Source organism: Vibrio hepatarius, from assembly GCF_001274785.1.
Taxonomy (GTDB): Bacteria; Pseudomonadota; Gammaproteobacteria; order Enterobacterales; family Vibrionaceae; genus Vibrio; species Vibrio hepatarius.
Genome location: NZ_LHPI01000035.1, coordinates 1 through 22,353, shown reverse-complemented (window position 1 = coordinate 22,353; position 22,353 = coordinate 1). Strand labels below are relative to the sequence as shown.

General features: G+C 48.3%; 20 protein-coding genes. 10 read left to right on the top strand and 10 right to left on the bottom strand.

Going from position 1 to position 22,353, the window contains the following annotated elements; translation table 11 throughout:
* Positions 1 to 6: 6 nt before the first annotated feature.
* The 3 genes from AKJ31_RS20950 to AKJ31_RS20940 all read right to left on the bottom strand — a co-directional run bounded on the left by AKJ31_RS20950 (position 7) and on the right by AKJ31_RS20940 (position 2,006).
* Entirely contained in the window at positions 7 to 783 is a 777-nt protein-coding gene (locus AKJ31_RS20950) for an HvfC/BufC N-terminal domain-containing protein (protein WP_053410976.1), read from the bottom strand.
* Positions 780 to 1,640 (bottom strand): MNIO family bufferin maturase, encoded by an 861-nt coding sequence (gene bufB / locus AKJ31_RS20945; RefSeq protein WP_053410975.1) that lies wholly within the window; start codon positions 1,638 to 1,640, stop codon positions 780 to 782. Before bufB ends, AKJ31_RS20950 begins: the two co-directional genes overlap by 4 nt.
* Before the next feature lie 105 nt (positions 1,641 to 1,745).
* On the bottom strand, positions 1,746 to 2,006 hold the full coding sequence (locus AKJ31_RS20940; protein WP_053410974.1) for a BufA1 family periplasmic bufferin-type metallophore: 261 nt from the start codon (positions 2,004 to 2,006) through the stop codon (positions 1,746 to 1,748).
* Positions 2,007 to 2,305: 299 nt separating this feature from the next.
* On the opposite strand from AKJ31_RS20940, the gene uvrD reads away from it, so the two are divergent.
* Positions 2,306 to 4,477, top strand: coding sequence for a DNA helicase II (uvrD, locus tag AKJ31_RS20935; protein WP_053410973.1), 2,172 nt, complete (start codon positions 2,306 to 2,308; stop codon positions 4,475 to 4,477).
* Positions 4,478 to 4,520: 43 nt separating this feature from the next.
* On the opposite strand, the gene AKJ31_RS20930 is transcribed toward uvrD, so the two are convergent.
* From AKJ31_RS20930 to rarD, 5 genes are all read right to left on the bottom strand, one after another.
* Positions 4,521 to 4,949 carry a VOC family protein gene (locus tag AKJ31_RS20930; protein ID WP_053410972.1) on the bottom strand — a complete coding sequence of 143 codons (429 nt, stop codon included), beginning with the start codon at positions 4,947 to 4,949 and terminating at the stop codon, positions 4,521 to 4,523.
* A 740-nt stretch (positions 4,950 to 5,689) separates the two neighbouring features.
* Positions 5,690 to 7,438, bottom strand: coding sequence for a gamma-glutamyltransferase (gene ggt, locus AKJ31_RS20925; RefSeq protein ID WP_053410971.1), 1,749 nt, complete (start codon positions 7,436 to 7,438; stop codon positions 5,690 to 5,692).
* A 118-nt stretch (positions 7,439 to 7,556) separates the two neighbouring features.
* A complete protein-coding gene (locus AKJ31_RS20920; RefSeq protein WP_053410970.1) occupies positions 7,557 to 8,216 on the bottom strand; it encodes a LysE family translocator in 660 nt (219 codons plus the stop codon).
* Positions 8,217 to 8,292: 76 nt separating this feature from the next.
* Positions 8,293 to 9,087, bottom strand: coding sequence for an AraC family transcriptional regulator (locus tag AKJ31_RS20915; RefSeq protein ID WP_053410969.1), 795 nt, complete (start codon positions 9,085 to 9,087; stop codon positions 8,293 to 8,295).
* A gap of 71 nt (positions 9,088 to 9,158) precedes the next feature.
* Positions 9,159 to 10,073 (bottom strand): EamA family transporter RarD, encoded by a 915-nt coding sequence (gene rarD, locus AKJ31_RS20910; RefSeq protein WP_053410968.1) that lies wholly within the window; start codon positions 10,071 to 10,073, stop codon positions 9,159 to 9,161.
* Between the two features lie 212 nt (positions 10,074 to 10,285).
* Here rarD and recQ point away from each other — a divergent pair, with 212 nt between their 5' ends.
* The 3 genes from recQ (at position 10,286) to AKJ31_RS20895 (ending at position 13,281) form a co-directional block, all read left to right on the top strand.
* Positions 10,286 to 12,121 (top strand): ATP-dependent DNA helicase RecQ, encoded by a 1,836-nt coding sequence (gene recQ, locus AKJ31_RS20905; RefSeq protein WP_053410967.1) that lies wholly within the window; start codon positions 10,286 to 10,288, stop codon positions 12,119 to 12,121.
* On the top strand, positions 12,114 to 12,428 hold the full coding sequence (locus AKJ31_RS20900) for a DUF3630 family protein (protein ID WP_053410966.1): 315 nt from the start codon (positions 12,114 to 12,116) through the stop codon (positions 12,426 to 12,428). The genes recQ and AKJ31_RS20900 overlap by 8 nt, the downstream gene beginning before the upstream one ends.
* A gap of 184 nt (positions 12,429 to 12,612) precedes the next feature.
* Positions 12,613 to 13,281 (top strand): 7-cyano-7-deazaguanine/7-aminomethyl-7-deazaguanine transporter, encoded by a 669-nt coding sequence (locus tag AKJ31_RS20895; protein ID WP_053410965.1) that lies wholly within the window; start codon positions 12,613 to 12,615, stop codon positions 13,279 to 13,281.
* Between the two features lie 72 nt (positions 13,282 to 13,353).
* Here AKJ31_RS20895 and gppA read toward each other — a convergent pair whose 3' ends face one another.
* Positions 13,354 to 14,844 (bottom strand): guanosine-5'-triphosphate,3'-diphosphate diphosphatase, encoded by a 1,491-nt coding sequence (gene gppA, locus AKJ31_RS20890; protein ID WP_053410964.1) that lies wholly within the window; start codon positions 14,842 to 14,844, stop codon positions 13,354 to 13,356.
* A 7-nt stretch (positions 14,845 to 14,851) separates the two neighbouring features.
* Complete coding sequence (gene rhlB, locus AKJ31_RS20885) at positions 14,852 to 16,153, bottom strand: ATP-dependent RNA helicase RhlB (protein ID WP_053410963.1); 1,302 nt, start codon at positions 16,151 to 16,153, stop codon at positions 14,852 to 14,854.
* Positions 16,154 to 16,264: 111 nt separating this feature from the next.
* Between rhlB and trxA the strand changes: the two genes are divergently transcribed.
* From trxA to fre, 6 genes are all read left to right on the top strand, one after another.
* Entirely contained in the window at positions 16,265 to 16,591 is a 327-nt protein-coding gene (gene trxA, locus AKJ31_RS20880; protein ID WP_053410962.1) for a thioredoxin TrxA, read from the top strand.
* Positions 16,592 to 16,786: 195 nt separating this feature from the next.
* Positions 16,787 to 18,046 carry a transcription termination factor Rho gene (rho, locus tag AKJ31_RS20875; protein ID WP_053410961.1) on the top strand — a complete coding sequence of 420 codons (1,260 nt, stop codon included), beginning with the start codon at positions 16,787 to 16,789 and terminating at the stop codon, positions 18,044 to 18,046.
* A 106-nt stretch (positions 18,047 to 18,152) separates the two neighbouring features.
* Positions 18,153 to 19,148, top strand: a complete 996-nt coding sequence (locus AKJ31_RS20870) for a hypothetical protein (protein WP_053410960.1) — start codon at positions 18,153 to 18,155, stop codon at positions 19,146 to 19,148.
* A gap of 95 nt (positions 19,149 to 19,243) precedes the next feature.
* The gene (gene ubiD / locus AKJ31_RS20865) at positions 19,244 to 21,100 is read left to right on the top strand and encodes a 4-hydroxy-3-polyprenylbenzoate decarboxylase (RefSeq protein ID WP_053410959.1); all 1,857 of its coding nucleotides are present in this window, start codon (positions 19,244 to 19,246) and stop codon (positions 21,098 to 21,100) included.
* Positions 21,097 to 21,366 carry a 2Fe-2S iron-sulfur cluster-binding protein gene (locus AKJ31_RS20860; protein ID WP_053410958.1) on the top strand — a complete coding sequence of 90 codons (270 nt, stop codon included), beginning with the start codon at positions 21,097 to 21,099 and terminating at the stop codon, positions 21,364 to 21,366. The genes ubiD and AKJ31_RS20860 overlap by 4 nt, the downstream gene beginning before the upstream one ends.
* Before the next feature lie 14 nt (positions 21,367 to 21,380).
* On the top strand, positions 21,381 to 22,094 hold the full coding sequence (gene fre, locus AKJ31_RS20855; RefSeq protein WP_053410957.1) for an NAD(P)H-flavin reductase: 714 nt from the start codon (positions 21,381 to 21,383) through the stop codon (positions 22,092 to 22,094).
* Positions 22,095 to 22,353: the final 259 nt, after the last annotated feature.

Sequence of the window (22,353 nt, the reverse complement as noted above, 5' to 3'; positions counted from 1 at the left end):
GGCTCCTTAATCCATAAGTGAAAAGCCCGCCAGTAGACGGTGTTCGAGTAAAAAGTTCAGCTGCGCTAAGTGCTCGGCAGGGATGTCCCCCAAACGAGCTCCGTTCTCGATCGCTTGCAGCAATTGAAACTGCTCGTCGGTCAAAGCCAAGCTCCAGCTTTCTTCTTCGACCATATCTTCGCTTGCTAAGTGACAAACCACGCCACATTCGGCTTGGTTGAGGTCTAATCCCTCAAACTGATGGTTCTCGATAGCGCGTTGGAGTGAAAACACCGCAAACTTGGCAGCAAAAGGTAAGACGCCCGGTTGAAGGTGCAAGCGGACGAGCGGGTGCTTTTCTGCGGGTAGGTCATGAAGCAATGCCAGCGGCATCGACGCTTCTTGTAAACTCATGCTGTCGTGGTGTTGCTGGGCCAAGTCAATCTGCCACTCAAATTCGGCCACCGCTTTGAGATAAGGCGCGGCCTCAAGCACGGCAGGGAAATGCTCGAGAGTTTGCGCAAAGTGTTCACCATAATGACTGACATCGCCAGAGGTGAGAGGGTTGTTCAATACATGTTGTCGTGCGAGCTGGTCGAAACATTCATCACCAACCAACGCCAATACCATTGGGTAGCCTGCTTGTAGCACTTCGCTCAAACCGATGATGAAGTTGTTACGATAGATCTGCATGCGTTCGTCAGCGCTAAATACATCACTGGTGACGTCGCACTCTTCGCCTGTTGCGTCATAGTGCAGCGCGGCAGAAAATCGGTTTTGCAGAATCGCGAGAGATAAGCTCATGACGCTTTCCTCCCGTCGCTATCACACCAACTCGTCAATCGTTGACTAGCTTTGTCGGCTTCTGCCAATAAGATTTCGGGAGCGGGAATATCTAAATCCCATTCGATCAGGGTATGGCGCGCTCCGTGTTGTGCCAGCCAAGCATCAAACAACTGCCACACTTCGTCACAAACTGGTTTACTGTGGGTATCAATCCAAATTTCACTTTGTTCTAACTGCTTGATGGTAAATCCAGCCAAGTGAATTTCATCGACCGCGTCTGCTGGAATAGCGCTGAGGTAGGTCTCGGTGTCAAAACCGTGGTTAAACGCCGAAACGTAAACGTTGTTGAGGTCGAGCAACAGTCGGCACTCTGTGCGTCGCTGCACTTCGCTGAGGAATTCCCATTCTGAAATCGTCGAATGGTTAAACTTAAGATAGCTCGACGGGTTTTCTATCAGCATCGGACGCTGCAGATAATTTTGTACCTCGTCGACATTACGACAAAATACCTCTAAAGCCTCTTCGGTGTAGGGTAGCGGCAAAAGGTCATTAAAATAGTAGCCGCCATTCTCACTCCAGCTTAAATGGTCAGAGACCAAAAACGGCTGCAGTTCATCCACAAGATGTTTGAGTTGTTTAAGGTGGTTTTGATTCGGTCTCTCGACACTTCCCAGCGATAAGCCGATGCCATGACAACTGATTTGATAATCGTCGGCTAAACGGCGCAAGGTCTGACGGGCGGTTGAATACGGTTGAAAGTAGTTCTCGCTGTGGATTTCTAACCAGCCAAGTTGTGGTTTCTGGGTGGAAAAATAATCCAGATGTGGTGAGCGCAGTCCAACGCCGGTATAAGGGTGATAGTGCTTGTCAGTCACGGGCGAGTCCTTACTTTACGATAAAGTGTTGAGCAAGAAGAGTAAGAAAAATGGCGACCTAATGATGCTCGGTCGCCATACGATCGGCTTGCAATGGCAAAACGATTAAGAAGACTGGGTACTACCGCCAGCAAGCTTGTCACAAAGTCCTTTTGGTACTACAACGAAAGCGTCTGTTTGGCTGTCGTTTTTCGCAGTGCCTGCACAAGAACCGGTTTTGGTTGCACAATCGTTTTTACCTGCTTTGGCAACGCCGTAGCATTTTTCTTTCTCAGCAGCGACTGCGTGAGTGGCAGTGAGCATGGTGCCACCTAATGCAAGTAGACCTGTAACAGCAGCAGTAACGGCAAGATTTGACTTTTTCATAGTAGTTTCCTCTGACTTTATTTCTTTTTTCCTAGTTAAATAGCTTTTATAGCTACGCAAGTGGTTAAGCGTTATGTATGGTTTTTAACCAGCTTGCTTATTCAAAAAGAAAGAAGCGCGATAAAAAAACTTTCAGTCAATTAATGATAAATACGTAAATTATTGATGGGTTTTATTTAAGTGCTTGATAAGTCGTTGAAAATATTCGTTGAATTTTTTCTCGCTTTTCCCCTGAAATGGCATCGGTGTTTAGGTTATAATCGATTTTCATGTATAGATAACCAGTAGCTGAGCTCAGAATGGATCCTTCATTACTTCTCGACGGTCTCAATGACAAGCAGCGTGAAGCCGTTGCCGCCCCACTAGAAAACCTACTTGTCCTTGCTGGCGCAGGCAGTGGTAAAACGCGAGTGCTTGTACACCGTATCGCTTGGTTGATGTCGGTTGAACAAGCTTCACCGTTTTCGATTATGTCGGTGACGTTCACCAACAAAGCGGCGGCAGAGATGCGTGGTCGTATTGAAGAGTTGATGATGGGCAGCGCTTCTGGGATGTGGAACGGTACGTTCCATGGCATTTGTCACCGTATTCTTCGCGCGCATTATCTGGATGCCAAGCTGCCGGAAGATTTCCAAATCATCGATACCGATGATCAGCAGCGCTTGCTTAAGCGTTTGATCAAGGCGCAGAATCTCGATGATAAGCAGTGGCCAGCGCGTCAGGTCGCATGGTGGATCAACGGTAAAAAAGATGAAGGTTTGCGCCCAAGCCATATCGACGCTTATCACGATCCGGTGACCAAGACTTATCTGCAGCTGTACAGCGCTTACCAAGAAGCGTGTGACCGTGCGGGATTGGTCGACTTTGCTGAGATCTTGCTGAGAACACACGAGTTATTGCGCGATAAAAAGCACATTCGCGAACATTACCAAGCACGCTTTAAGCATATCTTGGTTGACGAATTCCAAGATACCAACAACATCCAATACGCTTGGCTTCGAATGATGGCAGGCCCAGATTCGCACGTAATGATCGTTGGTGACGATGACCAGTCAATATACGGTTGGCGCGGGGCGAAAATCGAGAATATCGAAAAATTCACTCAAGAGTTCCCGAGTGTAAACACCATCCGTTTGGAGCAAAACTACCGTTCAACGAAGACGATTCTCGAAGCGTCGAACGCGTTGATCGCCAATAACACCGAACGCATGGGTAAAGAGCTCTGGACTGAAGGCGCAGAAGGTGAGCCTATCTCAGTCTACTCGGCGTACAACGAGTTGGATGAAGCCCGCTTTGCGGTGAACAAGATTAAAGAGTGGCAGGAGAAAGGCGGAGCGCTGAACGATGCCGCGATGCTATACCGCAATAACGCCCAGTCACGTGTATTGGAAGAAGCGTTAATCCAAGCGGGTTTGCCTTATCGAATTTACGGCGGGATGCGATTCTTCGAACGCCAAGAGATCCGCGACGCGCTGGGTTATCTGCGTTTGATGTCGAACCGCAACGATGACGCGGCGTTTGAGCGTATTGTGAATACACCGACGCGTGGTCTTGGTGACAAGACGCTGGAAACGATCCGTTTTGCTGCGCGCGACCAAGGCAGCACCATGTGGCAGGCGAGTTTGCGCTTGTTGGAAGACAAAGTGTTGGCTGGCCGAGCAGCAAGCGCATTGGGTCGTTTTATCGAACTGATTAACGCGATGGAAGATGACACCTGCGAGTTACCATTGCACGAGCAAACCGACCATGTGATTAAGTACTCGGGCTTGTTCGCGATGTACGAGCAAGAAAAAGGCGAGAAGTCCAAGGCACGAATTGAGAACTTGGAAGAACTGGTCACCGCAACGCGCCAATTTGAGAAACCAGAAGAAGCAGATGAAATGCCGCTACTGACGGCGTTTTTAACCCACGCGGCATTAGAAGCGGGCGAAGGTCAGGCGGACGAATTTGAAGATGCAGTTCAGCTGATGACGCTGCACAGTGCGAAAGGTCTGGAATTCCCGTTGGTGTTTATGGTCGGTGTCGAAGAAGGCATGTTCCCAAGCCAAATGTCTGCAGAAGAAGCAGGGCGTTTGGAAGAAGAGCGCCGTCTCTGTTATGTGGGCATGACCCGTGCGATGGAAAAACTCTACATCACGTATGCAGAAATGCGCCGTTTGTACGGTCAGGATAAATACCATAAACCGTCGCGCTTTATTCGTGAATTACCAGAGACTTGTCTCGACGAAGTGCGCATGAAAGCGCAGGTGAGTCGTCCGGCTAGCTCGGGGCGCTTTAGCCAGACTGTGGTTAAAGAGAGCTTTAACGAAACGGGCTTTAGTCTCGGAGCGCGCGTGATGCACCCTAAGTTTGGTGAAGGGACCATCATCAACTTTGAAGGTAGTGGCCCACAAAGCCGGGTTCAGGTCGCGTTTAACGGTGAGGGCATCAAGTGGCTTGTGACCGCATACGCCAAGCTGGAAAAGCTATAACCAAACAGAGAAAGCGCTAACCGAGTTAGCGCTTTTTTATTATTTATAATGTGTAGTCATTGCGCTCATCTGCGTGCTCGGAAAGATACTCGACAAATTCAAATTGCAGATTATTGCCATCCAAGTAGTAAACGCTTTTACGATGTGGATGTTCACCACCTAAATGATCGAGTTCGTAACCGTGTTGACGTAAGCGTTCAATCACGTCTTCTAAGTTGGGGACTGCGATGCCGAGATGTTTGACGCCGGTCCATTTTAGCGTCCAGTCTTGCGCTGGGCCGTTTCCGCCAGATTGTACGGTGATGTATTGATTGTCGTCACCCACATGATACCAATCGACCGTTTGTCCGGTTGGTGAATCCCAATCACCACCGCCACGTACTCTCCAAGTTGGGATCGCGGCGAGTAAAAAATCGACAGTGGCTTGGGCATCATCAACGCTCAGATTAGCGTGTTCTAGGAAATAGCTCATGGTTTTACATCCTTGTTTTAAGTGGATTTTCGGTGTGGATGTAATGACTTTAAAACCTCAAGTTAAATAGAGGTCAACAGCAATGGCAAGATTTATTGAAAAATGAAGATGGGCGAAATTCAGATAAAGAAAAACCCCGAGGGCTTGCGCCCATCGGGGTTATAGTCTTACTCGCAGCAATCCGGCTACTAAAAGTGCTCCATGCATCAAATCCTTGATAGTATGCTGACTTCCTTCAGCTAATCCTTTCATCGCCTTCCTAGCGGTGTCCTTGACCCTATCCTGGTCTGCTAACAATCCTCGTTAGCTCACTTCGCTTGTTCCCTGAGCGGTGTCCCTTTCATCATCCTGATGATAAGTTCCTTTCCTCGTCCAGAGGTGTCCATTTCCCATCCCTAGTAGTAACCATCCTAGTTACTATTGCGTCCGTTCAATGTCCGATTTGCTATCCGTGCCGACTACTCATCCTGAGTAACCGTATCTTCTTCCTGAAGATTACCTAATCCTTGGTAATTTCCTGTTCCGTGTCAGTATCCTTCCGACAGGGTTCATATTAAGCCTTTGCTCGATTTCAGCAACGCTAAGAAAACGATTACATAGTGAAAATATTATTGAGAAATACATTAAGTTGTTTATTTTCAATGACTTATGTTTTCGTGGGGTACTTTGTCGTAGTGAAAAAGAGACTTTTGCTCACCCGTTTGTAAGAGATCTCGCACAAACGGGCGGGCAGATCGTCGCTATTTGCCGATTGCAGCACCTTCACGACGTGGGTCAGCGGCACCTTCTAAGCCATCTTTGGTGAATCGAATTGCATGTAAACCGGAATTTAAGTCACGAACATTGATTTTTAATCCAAGCTTTTCGAGCTCAGGTTGCGTCTTTTCGATGCTTGTTCCCTGCTCAATATCGACAGTTCCAAAACGATTGAGTAAATGTGGCTGATTAATCGCAGTTTGAATATCCATTCCCCATTGTGTATGAGCAATGATCGCTTGTGCGACATAGCCGATGATACGACTACCGCCCGGTGAACCAATCGCCATGTAAGGTTGATCGTCTTGCATCACAATCGTTGGTGCCATTGATGAGCGTGGACGTTTACCCGGTTCAAGTCGGTTGGCAATCGGTTTGCCATCACTGTGCGTGCGGAATGAAAAGTCAGTCAGTTCATTGTTGAGTAAGAATCCACGCACCATCAGTCTTGAGCCAAACGCGTTTTCAATCGTCGTGGTGATAGAGACAACGTTACCGTCACCATCAACGACGTTGAAATGGCTGGTGGACGGCAGTTCTATCGATTCATCCTGACTTTGTAATTGAGCGTAATCCCACGGTGGCGTGCCCGCCGAGACCGATTCCAAAGCTTTCCCCGGAGTGATTAAGCTCGCGCGTTGTTTCAGGTAATCCGCGTTGAGCAATCCGGCAGTTGGCATGGGAACAAAGTCTTCGTCAGCCATGTACATACCGCGGTCAGCAAACGCGAGTGCAGATGCATCGGCGATCACTTGCCAAGATCTCGCATCGCTTGCGCCCCAGCTTTTAAGGTCAAATTGTTCGGTCATCGCCAAGATTTGTCCGACCGTTAGAGCACCTGAACTCGGTGGACCCATGCCACATACGTCAAAGCTCTGGTAGGGCGCACAAACCGCATCGCGCTGTTTAATCTGATAGATATTCAGGTCTTGCTCGGCCAAAACACCCGGATTACCGGCAGCGGTTTGTACCGTATTGACGATAGCTTTGGCGATCTCACCTTGGTAGAAGCCGTCGGCACCTTGTTTAGCAATCGTGGTTAAAGTTGCGGCGTATTCTGGGTTCTTGAGTAGTGTGCCTGCGGATTTTGGTGAGCCATCGGGATTGAAGAAGTAGGCTTTTGTGGCTGGGAAACGGCTTAAACGTTCGGCATCGCCCGCAATCAGGCTGGCTAAACGAGGGCTGATCTCGAAACCTTGCTGCGCCAGTTTGATCACTGGCTCTATCAATTTTTTCCATTCAAGTTTGCCGTATTTCTGGTGGGTTTCCCACATCAGCTTAACGGTGCCTGGTGTACCGACAGAACGCCCGCCAACTACCGCATCATAGAACTCAAGCGGTTCACCTTTGTCGTTTTGGAACAGGGTTGGCGTCGCGGCGAGTGGTGCGGTTTCTCGCCCGTCATAAGTCGTGAGCTTTTTCTCTTTGGCATCCCAAAATACCAGAAATGCACCACCACCAATGCCAGACGATTGGGGTTCAACCAGACCCAGCATCAGTTGGGTTGTCACCATGGCATCAATCGCGTTACCGCCTTGCGCGAGAATATCTGCGCCCGCTTGGGTCGCAATTGGGTTTGCCGCGGTGACCATCCAGTCTTTTGCGGTTACTAAGCGTTTTTGTTCGACGCCAGTACTCTGCTCGGGCGCGACAGAGTCCGCCGCTTGGTCAGCCCATCCCGACGTTGAAGCAAGCAAGAGGGAAGTGGTGAGAAGTTTCAATGTCCACTGCATTTGTTGTTCTCCTTGTTGTGAATGCTTAACAAGATTGGCAGTGGATATTGAACGCGTCTATAAGATTGTTAGCAAAATGTAACTTGGAGTCAGATCTTAGACACGAGTGTTGAGGCATTTATGAGAGTGACATGACAGACTGCCAAAGGATGCTGACACCGATAATGGTAAAGATGAGTCCGCATAGACCATCGATATACACCGCCAGTGATTTCAACTTTGCTTGTAGGCGTTCCGTCGAGAGTGCCCAAGCAAGAAACGAAAACCACGCCAACGATAAGCTCCAGAGAATAACCAGCGCGATCCCTTTGCCTGTGAGCGACATGCTGGCAGGAACCAGGGTCGACATCAGACTGATAAAAAACACCAGTGCTTTCGGGTTGAGGATATTGGTGGCAAAGCCGCGCGAGAACGCTTGGCGCTTGTTACTCAATAGTAAATCAGGGCTGGATTGCTGCTCTGAAACGACGTTTTTTGAGCTTAGGGTTTGCCATGTGCCTTTTAGTGCGCCAAAGCCTAAGTAGAGCAGGTAGCTGCCGCCGGCAATCTGTACTAAAGCAAACAAGGTGGGTTGTTGATGCACTAAATAGCTGACGCCGGTGAGGCTTAAAATGGCATGCAGCAAGATACCAAACGAGAGTCCTAGCGCGATATACACGCCGGTTTGTCTGCCGTAGCGGGTCGCGTTTTGTACCACCAGCGCGAAGTCGGGACCCGGGCTCATCAGGGCGATAAAGTGGACGGTCGCTAAGGTGATTAAGATGGAAAATTCGTTCATTACATGGTGCCAACACAATCAAAACAGGGTGCTATTGTGCCCCAACGTTATTGAGTGCGATTGTAAAAAACTGACACTAACTGATTTGTGAAGGGGAAACGCCATAAGTGGCTTTGAACGCTTTACTGAAATGGGCTTGGTCGTAAAAACCGATTTGATGAGCGACTTCCGTGCCGCCTACCCCTGACTTTAAAAGCTTCATCCCTTGCTCCAAGCGTAAGCGACTTAGCCAAGCATACGGCGTGAGGCCGACCTTGGCTTTAAAGTGACGTTGAAATTGGGTTGGGCTGAGCTGGCAAAGCTCAGACAATTGCTCTAGTCGTACCGGCTGATCTAGGTTGGCCATTAAGTACTCTTTGAGCGTATTCACCGACTGTTGTCCGAGTGGGATCGCGGTCTTTTGTCCTAGAGCACCGTAGCGGGTAAACAGTTGGTTGAAGCCTTCATAAGGTAAGCAGTCTTTGGCGAGCTGGCTGAGATTGTCTTCTGCAAGCGAGTGGTGCAACTGAGCCAACGGTTTGAAGACGCTTGAATCGTGGACGATCAACTGATTGAAGCTAATGGTATTGCCTGGGCGTTTTAGCTCGGCTAAATCACTGAGCCATTGTGGGTCGACGGAAAAGACTTTGACTTGATAACCGGAGTCGAGCAGTGAGTGGCCATCGTGCAGTTCATCGGGCGGCATCACCACGATCTGACCTGCGCCTACTTGGTACGACGCACCTTGATAGTGAAATTTCTGCTGTCCGTTGGTGATAAGACCAATGTGAAAATCAAGATGATAGTGGCGCTGAAAGGCGAATGTCTGGTAGTTCGCGTCTATCAGGCTTATCTCTTGGTTTTGCGTTTTATGGTAGTTGACCTTATCCATGGAACAAAAAAGCTTGGTGAAATATTCACCAAGCTTATAGTGCTGAAGCTAATTTGTCTTGTAAAAAACGATCACTTCACCAGCGCGGAATTTCTCGTTTGTTTGTTGGTTTTTAGACCGTCGAAACTGAATACCAGTAGCGCTCCCCAGATAAAGGCAAAGGTAATCGCTTTGTCTGACGTGAAGGCTTCGCCGTAAACCAGCACAGCGAGCAAAAACATCAGGCTAGGACCGATGTATTGGAAGAAGCCTAGCGTTGAGAGTTTGAGTCGGGTCGCGGCACCAGTAAAGCAAAGCAGTGGTAGGGTTGTGATCACCCCAGCGGCAATAAGCAATATGTTTAGGTTTAGTGGATTTTCCGCCATGTTGGACGTTGGCGAGTTAGCAAACCATAACAGGTACACCGCCGCTGCAGGCAGCAGAACCAGTGTTTCAATAAAGAGACCGGTTTGTGCGTCCAAGCTGACCTTTTTGCGCAATAGGCCGTAAAAACCAAAACTGAATGCGAGAGCAATCGCCACCACCGGGACAGAGCCAAACGCGACCAACTGGACGATAACGCCACAAGCCGCTAGGGCAACCGCGAACCATTGCATCTTACGCAGTCTTTCGCCGAGGAAAATCATCCCAAGCACAACGTTGATCAAAGGGTTAATGTAGTAGCCCAAGCTGGCATCAAGCATATGATTAGCGTTGACCGCCCAGATAAAAATCAGCCAGTTCGCCGCGATGATAACTGACGTAGAAAGCAGATAAGCCATCTTTTTCTTGGACTTGAAGACGTCAACTACGCTGCGCCAGCGACGACCGATATGAAGTAACAACGCGAGTAGGAAGAAGGACCAAATGACACGGTGGCTAAGGATCTCAAGCGGTGATACATCACTAATGGCTTTGAAATAGATCGGTGCGATGCCCCACATGGTGTAGGCGCCAATCGCGAGCAAGACCCCTTGCTTCGCTCTTTGTTGTTCTTCTGGTGTCATTGGATGATCTCAACACTACTTTTACAATTTGAAACATCCAGTATACGAATGGTGATACAAATCACCTAGCGTTTTACGGCACTATTAACAAGATTGCCGGAACAAATGCACCTTGGACAATTGGCCTCAGCCGTAGCATCCGAAGGGGACTTGGGTATACAATGTGCGCTTCGCTTTCTGCACTTCTGCGTTCTATCCCTGTTGAGATATAAATGACTGCCACACTGTTAGCTGAACAATCCGATTCAATGGTGACTCCTCAAAGCGTGCTTGAGGAGGTATTTGGATACCAAGAATTCCGTGATGGTCAGTTAGAGGCGATCGAATACGCAGTGAAAGGTCAGGACAGCTTGGTGATCATGCCAACAGGCGGCGGCAAGTCGCTCTGCTACCAAATTCCAGCCTTGGTGCGTAGTGGACTGACATTGGTGATCTCTCCGCTTATTTCCCTGATGAAAGACCAAGTTGACCAGCTTAAAGCCAACGGTGTCGCGGCAGAATGTGTGAACTCAACCTTGTCGCGTGAAGAGCTGATATCGGTCTATAACCGCATGCACTCCGGCGCGTTAAAGTTGGTCTATGTATCGCCTGAACGAGTGCTGATGCGTGATTTCATTGAGCGCTTGGAAAGCTTGCCGCTTTCTATGATTGCGGTCGATGAGGCGCACTGTATTTCTCAGTGGGGACACGATTTTAGACCAGAGTATGCCTCACTTGGCCAGCTCAAGCAGTACTTTCCGCACGTGCCAGTGATGGCGCTAACGGCCACCGCCGATGACGCGACCCGCAAAGACATTACCCATCGTCTGCAACTCGATAACCCGCATGTGTATTTGGGCAGCTTTGACCGGCCGAATATCAGCTATACCTTGGTCGAAAAACACAAGCCAGTCTCTCAGGTGATTCGTTTTCTTGAAAACCAGCGCGGCCAATGCGGCATCATTTATTGTGGTAGCCGTAAGAAAGTCGAAATGTTGACCGAAAAACTGTGCAACAACGGCTTACGTGCAGCGAGTTATCATGCTGGTTTAGAGGTTGATGAACGGGCTTACGTCCAAGACGCATTCCAGCGTGACGATATCCAAATTGTGGTGGCGACGGTGGCGTTTGGTATGGGCATTAATAAGCCCAACGTTCGCTTTGTGGTTCACTTTGATATTCCGCGCAACATCGAGTCTTACTATCAGGAGACTGGCCGCGCCGGACGTGATGGCCTGCCAGCCGAAGCAATGATGCTGTATGACCCGGCGGATATCAGTTGGCTGCGTCGTATGTTGGATGAAAAAGATGACGGTCCACAAAAGCAGGTAGAAGCGCATAAACTCAACGCGATGAGTGCGTTTGCCGAAGCGCAAACCTGTCGCCGACAAGTGTTACTCAACTATTTTGGTGAATACCGCGAAAAGCCGTGTGGCAACTGCGATATTTGCCTCGACCCACCGAAGCATTTTGACGCAACAGAGCAGGCGCAAAAAGCGCTCTCGTGTGTCTACCGTGTCAACCAGAGCTTTGGTATGGGTTATGTGGTAGAAGTATTACGCGGTATGCAGAATATCCGTATCCGCGAAAACGGCCACGATAAACTCTCGACTTACGGCTTGGGGCGCGAGAATAGTCACGATTACTGGGTGAGTATCTTCCGTCAGCTGATTCACAAAGGTCTGCTGTCACAGAACATTACCCGCAACTCAACGCTACAACTGACTGAAGAGGCGCGTCCGCTGCTGCGTGGCGAGATGTCACTCGAGTTAGCAGTGCCGCGTTTAGACACCGCAGCGCGTGCGGCTAAGTCTGACAAATTGTCGAACAAACACTACGACAAGAAACTGTTTGCCAAGCTGCGTAAGCTACGTAAAGCGATTGCCGACGAAGACGGGTTGCCGCCATATGTGGTATTCAGCGACGCGACGTTGATCGACATGGCGGAAATACTGCCAACTTCTTACGGAGAAATGCTGGCAGTTAACGGTGTCGGACAGCGTAAATTGGAAAAATACGCCGACCCATTCTTAGATTTAATTCAGGAGCACTTAACCAACCATGGCTGAGCAACAAACGGAATTTGGCCTGCAAGAATATCAGGCAGAAGAAGGTCGTATCATTATTCGCACCCCGCGCTTTGATTTTGATTCCTTCCCTGAGCTCGGGGAGCGATTGGTTTCGTTGTTGTCCGCACGCGTCATAGAAAAGCAATGGGATGCGGATATTCACTCTTGGCTGGTCGATTTTGAAGGCTGCCAACTGTTTCTCAAAGCTGAACACTACAGTGAATGTGTGTGGTTCGAAGCGCTTGCCGTTGATGATTCAAAAGAAGAACTCGCCTTCTTAGCCAGCCTGTTTCAGCGCGGATTTTAGTGCGTTAACGATTGCGTAATCACTCAGGCTTGCGGCTAAAATTGGTTAATGTATAATCGCCCGCCGCGATGTTCGCAGAGGCGAATATTAGAGTATTTACATTGTTGGTAAGAGTCATTCCAAATAGTTGGAATGGATTCGATTTGGGTTCCCTCACCCCCAAACCAAACTAAAAAGGTATCGCATGAGTAACTTTACCCCTGCGCAGCAGCGCAAAGCCCTTTTCTTTTTGACCCTGTTTCACCTGATCATTATTGCATCCAGCAATTATCTGGTTCAGTTGCCGTTTACCATTTTTGGTTTCCACACCACTTGGGGCGCATTCACTTTCCCATTTATCTTCTTGGCGACGGATTTAACAGTACGTATCTTTGGTGCGCAATTAGCGCGTCGCATCATCTTCTTAGTCATGTTGCCAGCGTTAGCCGTCTCTTACGCGCTGTCGGTGTTGTTTTACGAAGGCCAGTTTCAGGGTTTTGCTCAACTGAGCGAATTTAACCTGTTTGTTGCACGTATCGCCGCGGCAAGCTTTATGGCGTATTTGCTAGGACAGATTCTCGACGTGCACGTATTCAATCGCCTACGTCAGTTAAAACAGTGGTGGGTAGCCCCAACTTGTTCGACACTGTTTGGTAATGCGATTGACACTATCGCTTTCTTTGCGATTGCTTTCTACCAAAGCCCAGACCCATTTATGGCTGAGCACTGGACAGAAATTGCTTTAGTCGATTACGGCTTTAAGTTGGTGATCAGCCTAGGCCTGTTTGTGCCTATGTATGGTGTGCTACTTAACTACCTAGTGAAGAAACTGACCGCAGTGAATCCAGAGTTCAAGATGGTTGGTGCCAACTAAGCCATACCGGCATCGGAGATAAAAAAGCCCGAGTGAGAACATCACTCGGGCTTTTTATTATCTTTCACTTCGCTATTTAGCAATCACGCTCAGTGGCCAGCCAATATCGGTTTGTCGGTTGGCTTCGATTTCTAGCTCAGCCGCGGTCAGTGGGTTTTGTTCTAACCACTGGCTGTCGAGCGTCAATGTCAGCTTGTCACCGTCTGATTCTAAGCGGAAGTTAGGCTCTAGGGCTGGATTACGACGATGCGATAACAGTACTGCTAAACGCAACAAACGCAATACGCGTTTGGCACTGGTGCCGGAAATCGCGTGCTGTTCTGGCAATGACGTCAGTTGCTCACGATAGCGGCGTGCAAGCTCACCCAACAGGTGTTTTTGCGCGCGCGTAAAACCTGGTAAGTCGAGGCTTTGTAATAAGTAAGCACTGTGCTCGCCACCTTTTTTGAAATCAATCGTTAAGCCGATTTCATGTAGCTTCGCAGCGGTATCGAGTAGGACGTGACCTTGTTCTTCGCTGATCCACTCAGACTGGCATTGTCCTAACAGCTTGGAGGCTAGCGCAGCAACTTGCTCACCGTAACTGATATCGATTTGATAACGGCTTTGTACACTGGCAATGGTACGGGCGCGGATGTCGTCTTGCTTGAGTTCATCAACCATTTCATAAACTAAGCCTTCACGCAGCGCGCCGCCAGCGAGCGTCATTGAGTCAATTTCTAGCAGCTCAAAGATCGCGATCAAAATCGACAGGCCGCTTGGGAACACTAACGCGCGTTCTAGAGTCAGCCCTTCGATTTCCAGCTCTTCAAGATGGTCTGCACGCATCGCCTGTTTTTGTAGGCGCTTAAGCTTGGAGTGAGTGATGACCTCGTCCATGCCTTGTGCCAGCATGATTTCTTGCAGCGCTTGTACTGTACCCGAAGCGCCGACACACACATCCCAACCAATCTGCGTGTACTGCTCTAGCATCGGCTGGAGCGTATCTTTTGCCGCTTGAATCGCGTTGTTGAAGTTGCTTGCCGTGAGTTGTCGGTCTTTGAAGTGACGTTCCAACCAGGTGACACAGCCCATTTTTAGGCTGGTTAGTGCTTTGGCTTCAAAACCTTCACCGATAATTAGCTCGGTACTTGCGCCACCGATATCGACCACCAGACGGCGGCCACTGCCGCCAGAAGTATGCGCCACACCTTTATAGATAGTCGCTGCTTCTTCTTCACCACTGATCACTTCGATGTCATGACCTAGGATCTGGTTAGCTTTGGCCAGAAATTCATCCACATTGATCGCGGTGCGCAGCGTGGCGGTACCCACAATGCGGATGTTTTCTTTGGGGATATCTTGCAGTCGTTCTGCGAATAGGCTCAGGCAGTCCCAACCGCGCTGCATGGCTTCCAGACTAAGGGCATTGTGTTCATCTAACCCAGCGGCAAGACGCACTTTGCGTTTGATCTTAGCCATAGTTTGAACGCTGCCATCAATGTGACGCACAACGAGCATATGAAAACTGTTCGACCCGAGGTCGATGGCTGCGTATAGCGGAGAAGAAACTGCTTGGCTCATAGACGACTTACGAATCCTTTTGTTGGCGCGGACGAGAGCGAGTGTTTTGACGGCGGTTGTTTGAACGTGAACCACCCGTGTTAGTACGACGCTGTTGCGGACGATTAGAACGCATGCGGATTGGAGCTGGTAGATCTTCAATCAACGCGCTTGGGTCATAGTCAGAAACAGGGATCGTGTGTTCAATGTATTCTTCAATCGCAGGAAGGTTAATCGCGTAATCTTCACATGCAAAGCTGATTGAATGACCGCTTGCACCAGCACGGCCTGTACGGCCAATACGGTGTACATAATCTTCGCAGTCGTCCGGTAAGTCGTAGTTAAATACGTGCGTTACTTGTGGAATGTGTAGACCACGCGCTGCAACGTCGGTTGCAACCAGAATGTCCACTTCACCTTTAGTGAATTGCTCTAGAATGCGCTCACGTTTCTTCTGCGGTACATCACCCGTTAGTAGACCAACACGATGACCATCCGCGGCTAGATGTCCCCAAACCGAGTCACATTTGTGTTTGGTGTTAGCGAAAATAATCGCACGGTCTGGCCATTCTTCTTCAATGAGAGTTTGAAGTAGCGCCATTTTGTGTTCGTTTGATGGGTAGAACAGCTCTTCTTGGATGCGGTGACCCGTTTTCTGTTCTGGCTCAACCACCACGTGCTCAGGATTGTGCATGTGCTCGAACGCCAGCTCTTGTACGCGGTAAGACAGCGTCGCAGAAAACAACATATTCAAACGCTCTTTTGGCTCAGGCATACGGCGGAATAGGAAACGAATGTCCTTAATAAAGCCAAGGTCAAACATGCGGTCCGCTTCATCCAGTACAACCGCTTGGATGTTATTAAGGTTGAACACGCGCTGCTTGTAGAAGTCGATGATACGACCTGTGGTACCGATTAGGATATCCACGCCTTGCTCTAGCTTAGCAAGTTGCTTGTCGTAGCTCTCGCCACCGTAAGCTAACGCTGCTTTGATACCAGTGCTTTCGATCAGCGGTGCTGCATCGTTGTAGATCTGAATCGCCAGTTCACGTGTTGGCGCCATGATAATCGCACGCGGTTGTGTTGGCTTACGACCTTCATGTTCAGGTGTATTCAATAGATGGTTAAAAGTAGCAGCCAAGAAAGCCAGGGTTTTACCTGTCCCTGTCTGAGCTTGACCTGCAATGTCTTGGCCGGTGAGCAGTACCGGCAACGCCAAGGCTTGAATCGGGGTACAAAAATCGAACCCTTTTTTACTCAAACCTTCGATAACTTGAGGGTGTAATCCCAAATCGGCGAACTTTTGCTCTGTGATATGCGTCTTTTTCATGGGTATAGAATATCAGCTTAAGCTTGCAATACGAAAGTAAATACATTCCAATAGGGCATCTTAATACTGGTTATCATCCAACCAGTTCTGAAAAACACATTGGAGTGGAAGATGAGTGATAAGATTTTGCAGCTGACTGATGACGGTTTTGAAAACGATGTAATCAATGCTGCAGGCCCGGTTCTTGTTGATTTTTGGGCAGAGTGGTGTGGTCCTTGTAAGATGATCGCTCCTATCCTGGACGAAGTCGCGGAAGAGTACGAAGGCAAACTCACTATCGGTAAACTAAATATCGACCAAAACGCAGGTACACCACCTAAGTTTGGTATCCGTGGTATTCCAACGTTACTTCTATTCAAAGACGGTAGCGTAGCAGCGACTAAAGTAGGCGCGCTGTCTAAGACTCAACTGAAAGAGTTTCTAGACGCAAACCTATAATAGTTCGATGAGACCGTGCATTTTATGGAGTGCACGGTTTTGTTTTTGAAGACCAACAAAATCTAGACTAGGCTAGTATTTAGTGCTAATTTATCGCACGTTAATTAAACAAGTTTCTCTTCTTGGTCGATCCTGTGACCAAATCCATCTAACTAAATAACAGATCCTATTTTGACTAAACAAGTATCCACCACCATGAATCTAACAGAACTGAAGAACAGACCTGTGTCTGATCTTGTCAAACTTGGCGAAAGCCTAGGCCTTGAGAACCTAGCTCGTCTAAGAAAACAAGACATCATCTTCGCCATCCTAAAAGCGCATGCTAAAAGTGGTGAAGATATTTTTGGCGACGGGGTTCTGGAAATACTTCAAGACGGGTTTGGTTTCCTGCGTAGTGCTGACAGTTCATACCTAGCTGGTCCAGATGACATCTATGTATCGCCAAGTCAGATTCGTCGTTTTAACCTGCGTACTGGTGACTCAATTGCCGGTAAAATTCGTCCACCAAAAGACGGTGAACGTTACTTCGCACTACTAAAAGTTAATACAGTTAACCACGACAAGCCTGACAACGCGCGTAACAAGATTCTATTTGAGAACTTAACGCCGCTACACGCAAATGAGCGCATGGTGATGGAACGCGGTAATGGCTCGACTGAAGACATTACGGCACGTGTATTGGATTTGGCTTCACCAATCGGTAAAGGTCAGCGTGGTCTGATTGTTGCTCCGCCTAAAGCGGGTAAAACAATGCTACTGCAGAACATCGCGCAGAGTATCGCTTACAACCACCCAGAGTGTGAGTTGATGGTACTGCTTATTGATGAGCGTCCGGAAGAAGTTACGGAAATGCAGCGCCTAGTTAAAGGTGAAGTGATCGCTTCTACGTTTGATGAGCCAGCGTCTCGTCACGTACAAGTCGCAGAGATGGTTATTGAGAAAGCGAAACGTCTTGTTGAACACAAGAAAGATGTAGTAATCCTGCTTGACTCTATTACTCGTCTAGCTCGTGCTTACAACACCGTAGTGCCTTCATCAGGTAAAGTACTGACAGGTGGTGTGGACGCGAACGCTCTACATCGTCCTAAGCGTTTCTTCGGTGCGGCGCGTAATGTAGAAGAGGGCGGTAGCCTGACTATCATCGCAACCGCGCTAGTGGATACTGGTTCGAAGATGGATGAAGTTATCTACGAAGAATTTAAAGGTACAGGTAACATGGAATTGCACCTGAACCGTAAGATTGCTGAGAAACGTGTCTTCCCTGCGATTGACTTTAACCGCAGTGGTACTCGTCGTGAAGAGCTGCTAACTAAAGCGGACGAGCTACAGAAGATGTGGATCCTGCGTAAGATTGTTCACCCAATGGGCGAAATCGACGCGATGGAATTCTTAATCGATAAGCTGGCAATGACCAAAACTAACGATGAATTCTTTGACGCGATGCGTCGTCAGTAACATCTGACAAAATATTAAGAAAACGCCTCCGCATTGCGGGGGCGTTTTTGTTTGCATTCTAAAGGCAGAGCAAGCAAAATGGTTTAAATGTTACAAGGAGGTTAACATGCAACAAGGAATGTTGTCGTCGGTTCTCCTGTCTGCTTCTTTGCTAATTGGAGTTCCTGTCGTTTCTGCGACAGAAATGGCACCTGCCAAGGTGGAGCATTTGCTTGAGGATGAGCAAATTCACCATAAAGTGGCAGAGCTACTGCAATATGTAGTGGAAGACAATACTGACTCGCTTAACTTTGCGCTCGAGAGACTCTCTCTGCCGCAGCAAGAAGTGGTGCGCTTTCTGCTTTTGAGTAAATTTGAACAGCAGGACATCATCTTGACACCGAAAATGGCGCTGTTTGTCGAGAGTCAGAAATCAATGGTGCCGACTTATCAGATCCTCGAAAAAGGAGATGGCTATGAATTCTCTGTCCCTGCCTTTAATTATCCCGCAATCGCTAGCCGCCTCCTTAAACGATGGCAGCAAGATCAATCGACACTCGATTTTGTCCTCAAAGCCGAGCGAGGGGAGCTAAACCTCAAGCAATGGTTAAGTGGCAGTGACTACATGGTGCAGATGCGTGAGTCATTACTCATTCGCGAGTTAGACAGCCTCTCTCCTAAAGCGCTGGATTACCTTTCTACTCAGTTAACTGGAGAAGCGGTCACGAGTTGGTTGCCTTCTTCGGCTGTTATGGTGAGGTTAGCTCAGGTCAGTGAAGATTCGGATGTCTACAAACTGCTGTGGCTGATGCGTGCGGACTTCAACAGTTATCAAGAGCTTTCTAGACTGGCTAAAGTTGCTGACGCGTTTTCGATCGAGCAACTGATGCTTGCGACGCAAAACCCAAGTTTGAAAGAACAAGCGCTGCAAGAGCTAACGCGGATTAAGCCACTGAACGACGATATCAAAACGTTTCTTGTCGATAAGATGAAGCAAAGGGACGATGCCTCGATAGTAGCCAACGCTTTGGCGCGTCAGGGCTATCAATCTTGGCTACGAGAATTGGCGCTCGATAACAATAAAATCCGTACTAACGCCATTACTAATGCACTCGCGCAATAGCGCCACAGCTTAGAAATAACCACATGAAAAAGAGGGGTCGAATGATTCCTCTTTTTGTTATACTGCGTGCAGTTTAACCAGCCATCAGAAGGCCTATGAGTTTTAAGGATTTACGCGATTTTATTGCTCACCTTGAACAACAAGGTAAGTTGAAACGCATTTCTCATCCCGTCGACCCACATTACGAAATGACGGAAATCAGTGACCGCGCGCTGCGTGCAGGTGGTCCGGCGTTGTTATTCGAAAACCCAATCGGTTATGACATGCCCGTGTTAACCAACTTGTTTGGTACACCAGAGCGTGTCGCGATCGGTATGGGACGCAGTGACGTGAAAGAATTGCGTGAAGTGGGTAAGTTGCTCGCGTATCTCAAAGAACCAGAGCCGCCGCGCGGATTCAAAGATGCGTTGGAAAAAATTCCCGTGTTTAAGCAAGTCTTAAACATGCCAGCAAAAAGACTGCGTAAAGCGCCGTGTCAGGAAATCGTCTGGCAAGGTGACGAAGTCGATTTGGATAAAGTGCCAGTCATGAGCTGCTGGCAGGATGATGTCGCTCCTCTATTAACGTGGGGACTGACGGTAACTCGTGGTCCGCATAAGAAGCGCCAAAACTTAGGTATCTACCGCCAGCAAAAAATTGGTAAGAATAAAATTATCATGCGTTGGTTGGCTCACCGTGGTGGTGCCCTCGATCTGCGTGACTGGATGGAAACCAATCCGGGTAAACCATTCCCAGTTTCTGTGGCATTTGGTGCTGACCCGGCCACTATTCTTGGTGCTGTGACTCCAGTACCGGATACCTTGTCGGAATATGCGTTTGCAGGTCTGCTACGCGGCAGTAAAACTGAAGTCGTGAAATCCATTAGTAACGATTTAGAAGTGCCTGCGAGTGCAGAGATTGTCATGGAAGGCTACATCGACCCGAACGAGTTTGCTGACGAAGGGCCGTATGGTGACCACACGGGGTACTATAACGAGAAAGAAAAGCACCACGTGTTTACGATTACGCATATCACCATGCGCAAAGACCCGATTTACCACAGCACGTATACCGGTCGTCCACCTGATGAGCCAGCGGTTTTGGGTGTGGCACTAAATGAAGTATTCGTGCCTATCTTGCAAAAGCAGTTCCCAGAGATCGAAGACTTCTATCTTCCACCGGAAGGGTGTTCGTACCGAATGGCAGTGGTGACGATGAAGAAACAATACCCAGGGCATGCTAAGCGAGTCATGTTAGGAGTATGGTCTTTCTTGCGTCAGTTTATGTACACCAAGTTTGTTGTCGTATGCGATGAGAGTGTCAATGCACGTAGTTGGGACGATGTCGTCAAAGCGATGGTAGACAACATGGAGCCAGTACGCGATACCTTGATGATCGAGAACACACCAATCGACTCATTGGACTTTGCTTCTCCGGTTGTTGGTCTAGGTTCCAAGATGGGGATGGACGCAACGATAAAATGGGATGCGGAAAACGCAACCGCACCAGAGCTAAATCACTTTGCCGCAAGCAAGGTTGGCGAAGCGCAGTTAGTTGAGCTCAAATCCCAGTATCCGGAAATCATCGACGTTGCGCTGCCGGCGTCGGCGGGTAATGATCGCTTTGCGATTGTCTCTATGCACAAGACTCAAGCACACCAGTCGAAACAAGTATTGAACGGCATATGGGAATTCTTGGCCCAGTTTACCGATGCTAAGTTTGTCATTCTCTGTGATGAAGACGTCAATGTGCATGACTGGAATGATGTGATTTGGGCGATGACCACACGAATGGACCCTGCAAGAGACACACTACAAATTGCCGCGAAAGATGGAAGAAGCTCGAAACTTGGTTTGGATGCAACCAACAAATTGGCGGGTGAAGTTCAACGCGAGTGGGGTATTCCGATTAAGAAAGATCCGCAGCTAGTCGCGCAGGTAGACGCGAAATGGAGTAAGCTGGGAATATCATGAGTAAAACAGTCATCTTGTCGCCACAGAACATTCAATTTGAAGTACAAGATGGGCAAACCGTGTTGGAAGCCGCGCTCAACAATAATATTGGCTTTCCGCACCGTTGCCAGGTTGGGGCGTGCGCAGCTTGCCTGTGCCGCAAAATCGAAGGAACAGTAAGTTACCACCTTGAACCAATGTTGACCGAGAAAGAGCAGCAACAAGGTTGGATCTTTGCTTGTCAGGCTTTTGCCGAAAGTAATTTAGTACTTACTTTTGAGGAGTAAGTAAGAGGAACACCATGACCATCCAATGTAAAGTAAAGTCTATTAAGCCGTTAGCTTGTAATACTTATCAAATTCTTCTTCACCCTGAAACGCCAGTGAGCTTCAAAGCTGGCCAGTACCTGATGGTTGTGATGGGTGAAAAAGACAAGCGTCCTTTCTCTATTGCGAGCAGCCCATGTCGCCACGAAGGTGAGTTAGAACTGCACATCGGTGCAGCAGAGCACAATGCTTACGCACTGGAAGTTGTCGAAGCAATGAAACTGGCATTAGAAAAAGACGGCGAGATCGTGATTGATGCGCCACATGGTGATGCTTGGGTTCAAGAAGAGAGTGAACGTCCACTGCTTCTTATTGCTGGTGGTACAGGATTCAGCTACGTACGTTCAATTCTGGATCACTGCGTGGCACAGAATAAAGAGAACGACATCTACCTATACTGGGGAGCACGTGACGAATGCCAGCTATACGCGAAAGATGAGCTCATCGAAATCGCAGCCCAAAACGGTAATGTTCACTTTATCCCTGTTATCGAGCAAAAAGCAGATGAATGGCAAGGTAAAGTGGGTAATGTACTTCAAGCAGTGAGCGAAGACTTTGACTCTCTGGCGGAATATGACATCTATATCGCTGGACGCTTTGAAATGGCAGGCGCTGCGCGTGAACAGTTTACGCAGAACAAAGGTGCTAGCAGCGACCGTATGTTTGCAGATGCCTACGCTTTTATTTAAAAGCCCAGCCAATCAGGATAAAAAGAGAGCAAAATGCTCTCTTTTTTTGTGCTTTTGAATACAAATTCAACGAACGATAACTTTTTTCAATATTTTTTGAAAAAGGGGTTGCGCTATCGAATCAACTCCCTATAATGCGCATCCACTGACACGGCAGACGCCACAAGGCTTCAGCGGTGTTAGAGAGGTGAAAACTTCTTGAGAAAATAAATTTGAAAAAGTGTTTGACTCTTCAAAATATCTCGCTAGAATGCACCTC

Coding starts and splice junctions, on each gene's coding strand:
- gppA (WP_053410964.1), bottom strand. CDS start 14,844: ATGAGCCAAGCAGTTTCTTCTCCGCTATACGCAGCCATCGACCTCGGG.
- AKJ31_RS20900 (WP_053410966.1), top strand. CDS start 12,114: ATGGCTGAGCAACAAACGGAATTTGGCCTGCAAGAATATCAGGCAGAA.
- AKJ31_RS20920 (WP_053410970.1), bottom strand. CDS start 8,216: ATGAACGAATTTTCCATCTTAATCACCTTAGCGACCGTCCACTTTATC.
- ubiD (WP_053410959.1), top strand. CDS start 19,244: ATGAGTTTTAAGGATTTACGCGATTTTATTGCTCACCTTGAACAACAA.
- trxA (WP_053410962.1), top strand. CDS start 16,265: ATGAGTGATAAGATTTTGCAGCTGACTGATGACGGTTTTGAAAACGAT.
- recQ (WP_053410967.1), top strand. CDS start 10,286: ATGACTGCCACACTGTTAGCTGAACAATCCGATTCAATGGTGACTCCT.
- rarD (WP_053410968.1), bottom strand. CDS start 10,073: ATGACACCAGAAGAACAACAAAGAGCGAAGCAAGGGGTCTTGCTCGCG.
- ggt (WP_053410971.1), bottom strand. CDS start 7,438: ATGCAGTGGACATTGAAACTTCTCACCACTTCCCTCTTGCTTGCTTCA.
- rho (WP_053410961.1), top strand. CDS start 16,787: ATGAATCTAACAGAACTGAAGAACAGACCTGTGTCTGATCTTGTCAAA.
- rhlB (WP_053410963.1), bottom strand. CDS start 16,153: ATGAAAAAGACGCATATCACAGAGCAAAAGTTCGCCGATTTGGGATTA.
- AKJ31_RS20870 (WP_053410960.1), top strand. CDS start 18,153: ATGCAACAAGGAATGTTGTCGTCGGTTCTCCTGTCTGCTTCTTTGCTA.
- AKJ31_RS20940 (WP_053410974.1), bottom strand. CDS start 2,006: ATGAAAAAGTCAAATCTTGCCGTTACTGCTGCTGTTACAGGTCTACTT.
- AKJ31_RS20930 (WP_053410972.1), bottom strand. CDS start 4,949: ATGAGCTATTTCCTAGAACACGCTAATCTGAGCGTTGATGATGCCCAA.
- uvrD (WP_053410973.1), top strand. CDS start 2,306: ATGGATCCTTCATTACTTCTCGACGGTCTCAATGACAAGCAGCGTGAA.
- AKJ31_RS20950 (WP_053410976.1), bottom strand. CDS start 783: ATGAGCTTATCTCTCGCGATTCTGCAAAACCGATTTTCTGCCGCGCTG.
- AKJ31_RS20895 (WP_053410965.1), top strand. CDS start 12,613: ATGAGTAACTTTACCCCTGCGCAGCAGCGCAAAGCCCTTTTCTTTTTG.
- fre (WP_053410957.1), top strand. CDS start 21,381: ATGACCATCCAATGTAAAGTAAAGTCTATTAAGCCGTTAGCTTGTAAT.
- AKJ31_RS20915 (WP_053410969.1), bottom strand. CDS start 9,087: ATGGATAAGGTCAACTACCATAAAACGCAAAACCAAGAGATAAGCCTG.
- AKJ31_RS20860 (WP_053410958.1), top strand. CDS start 21,097: ATGAGTAAAACAGTCATCTTGTCGCCACAGAACATTCAATTTGAAGTA.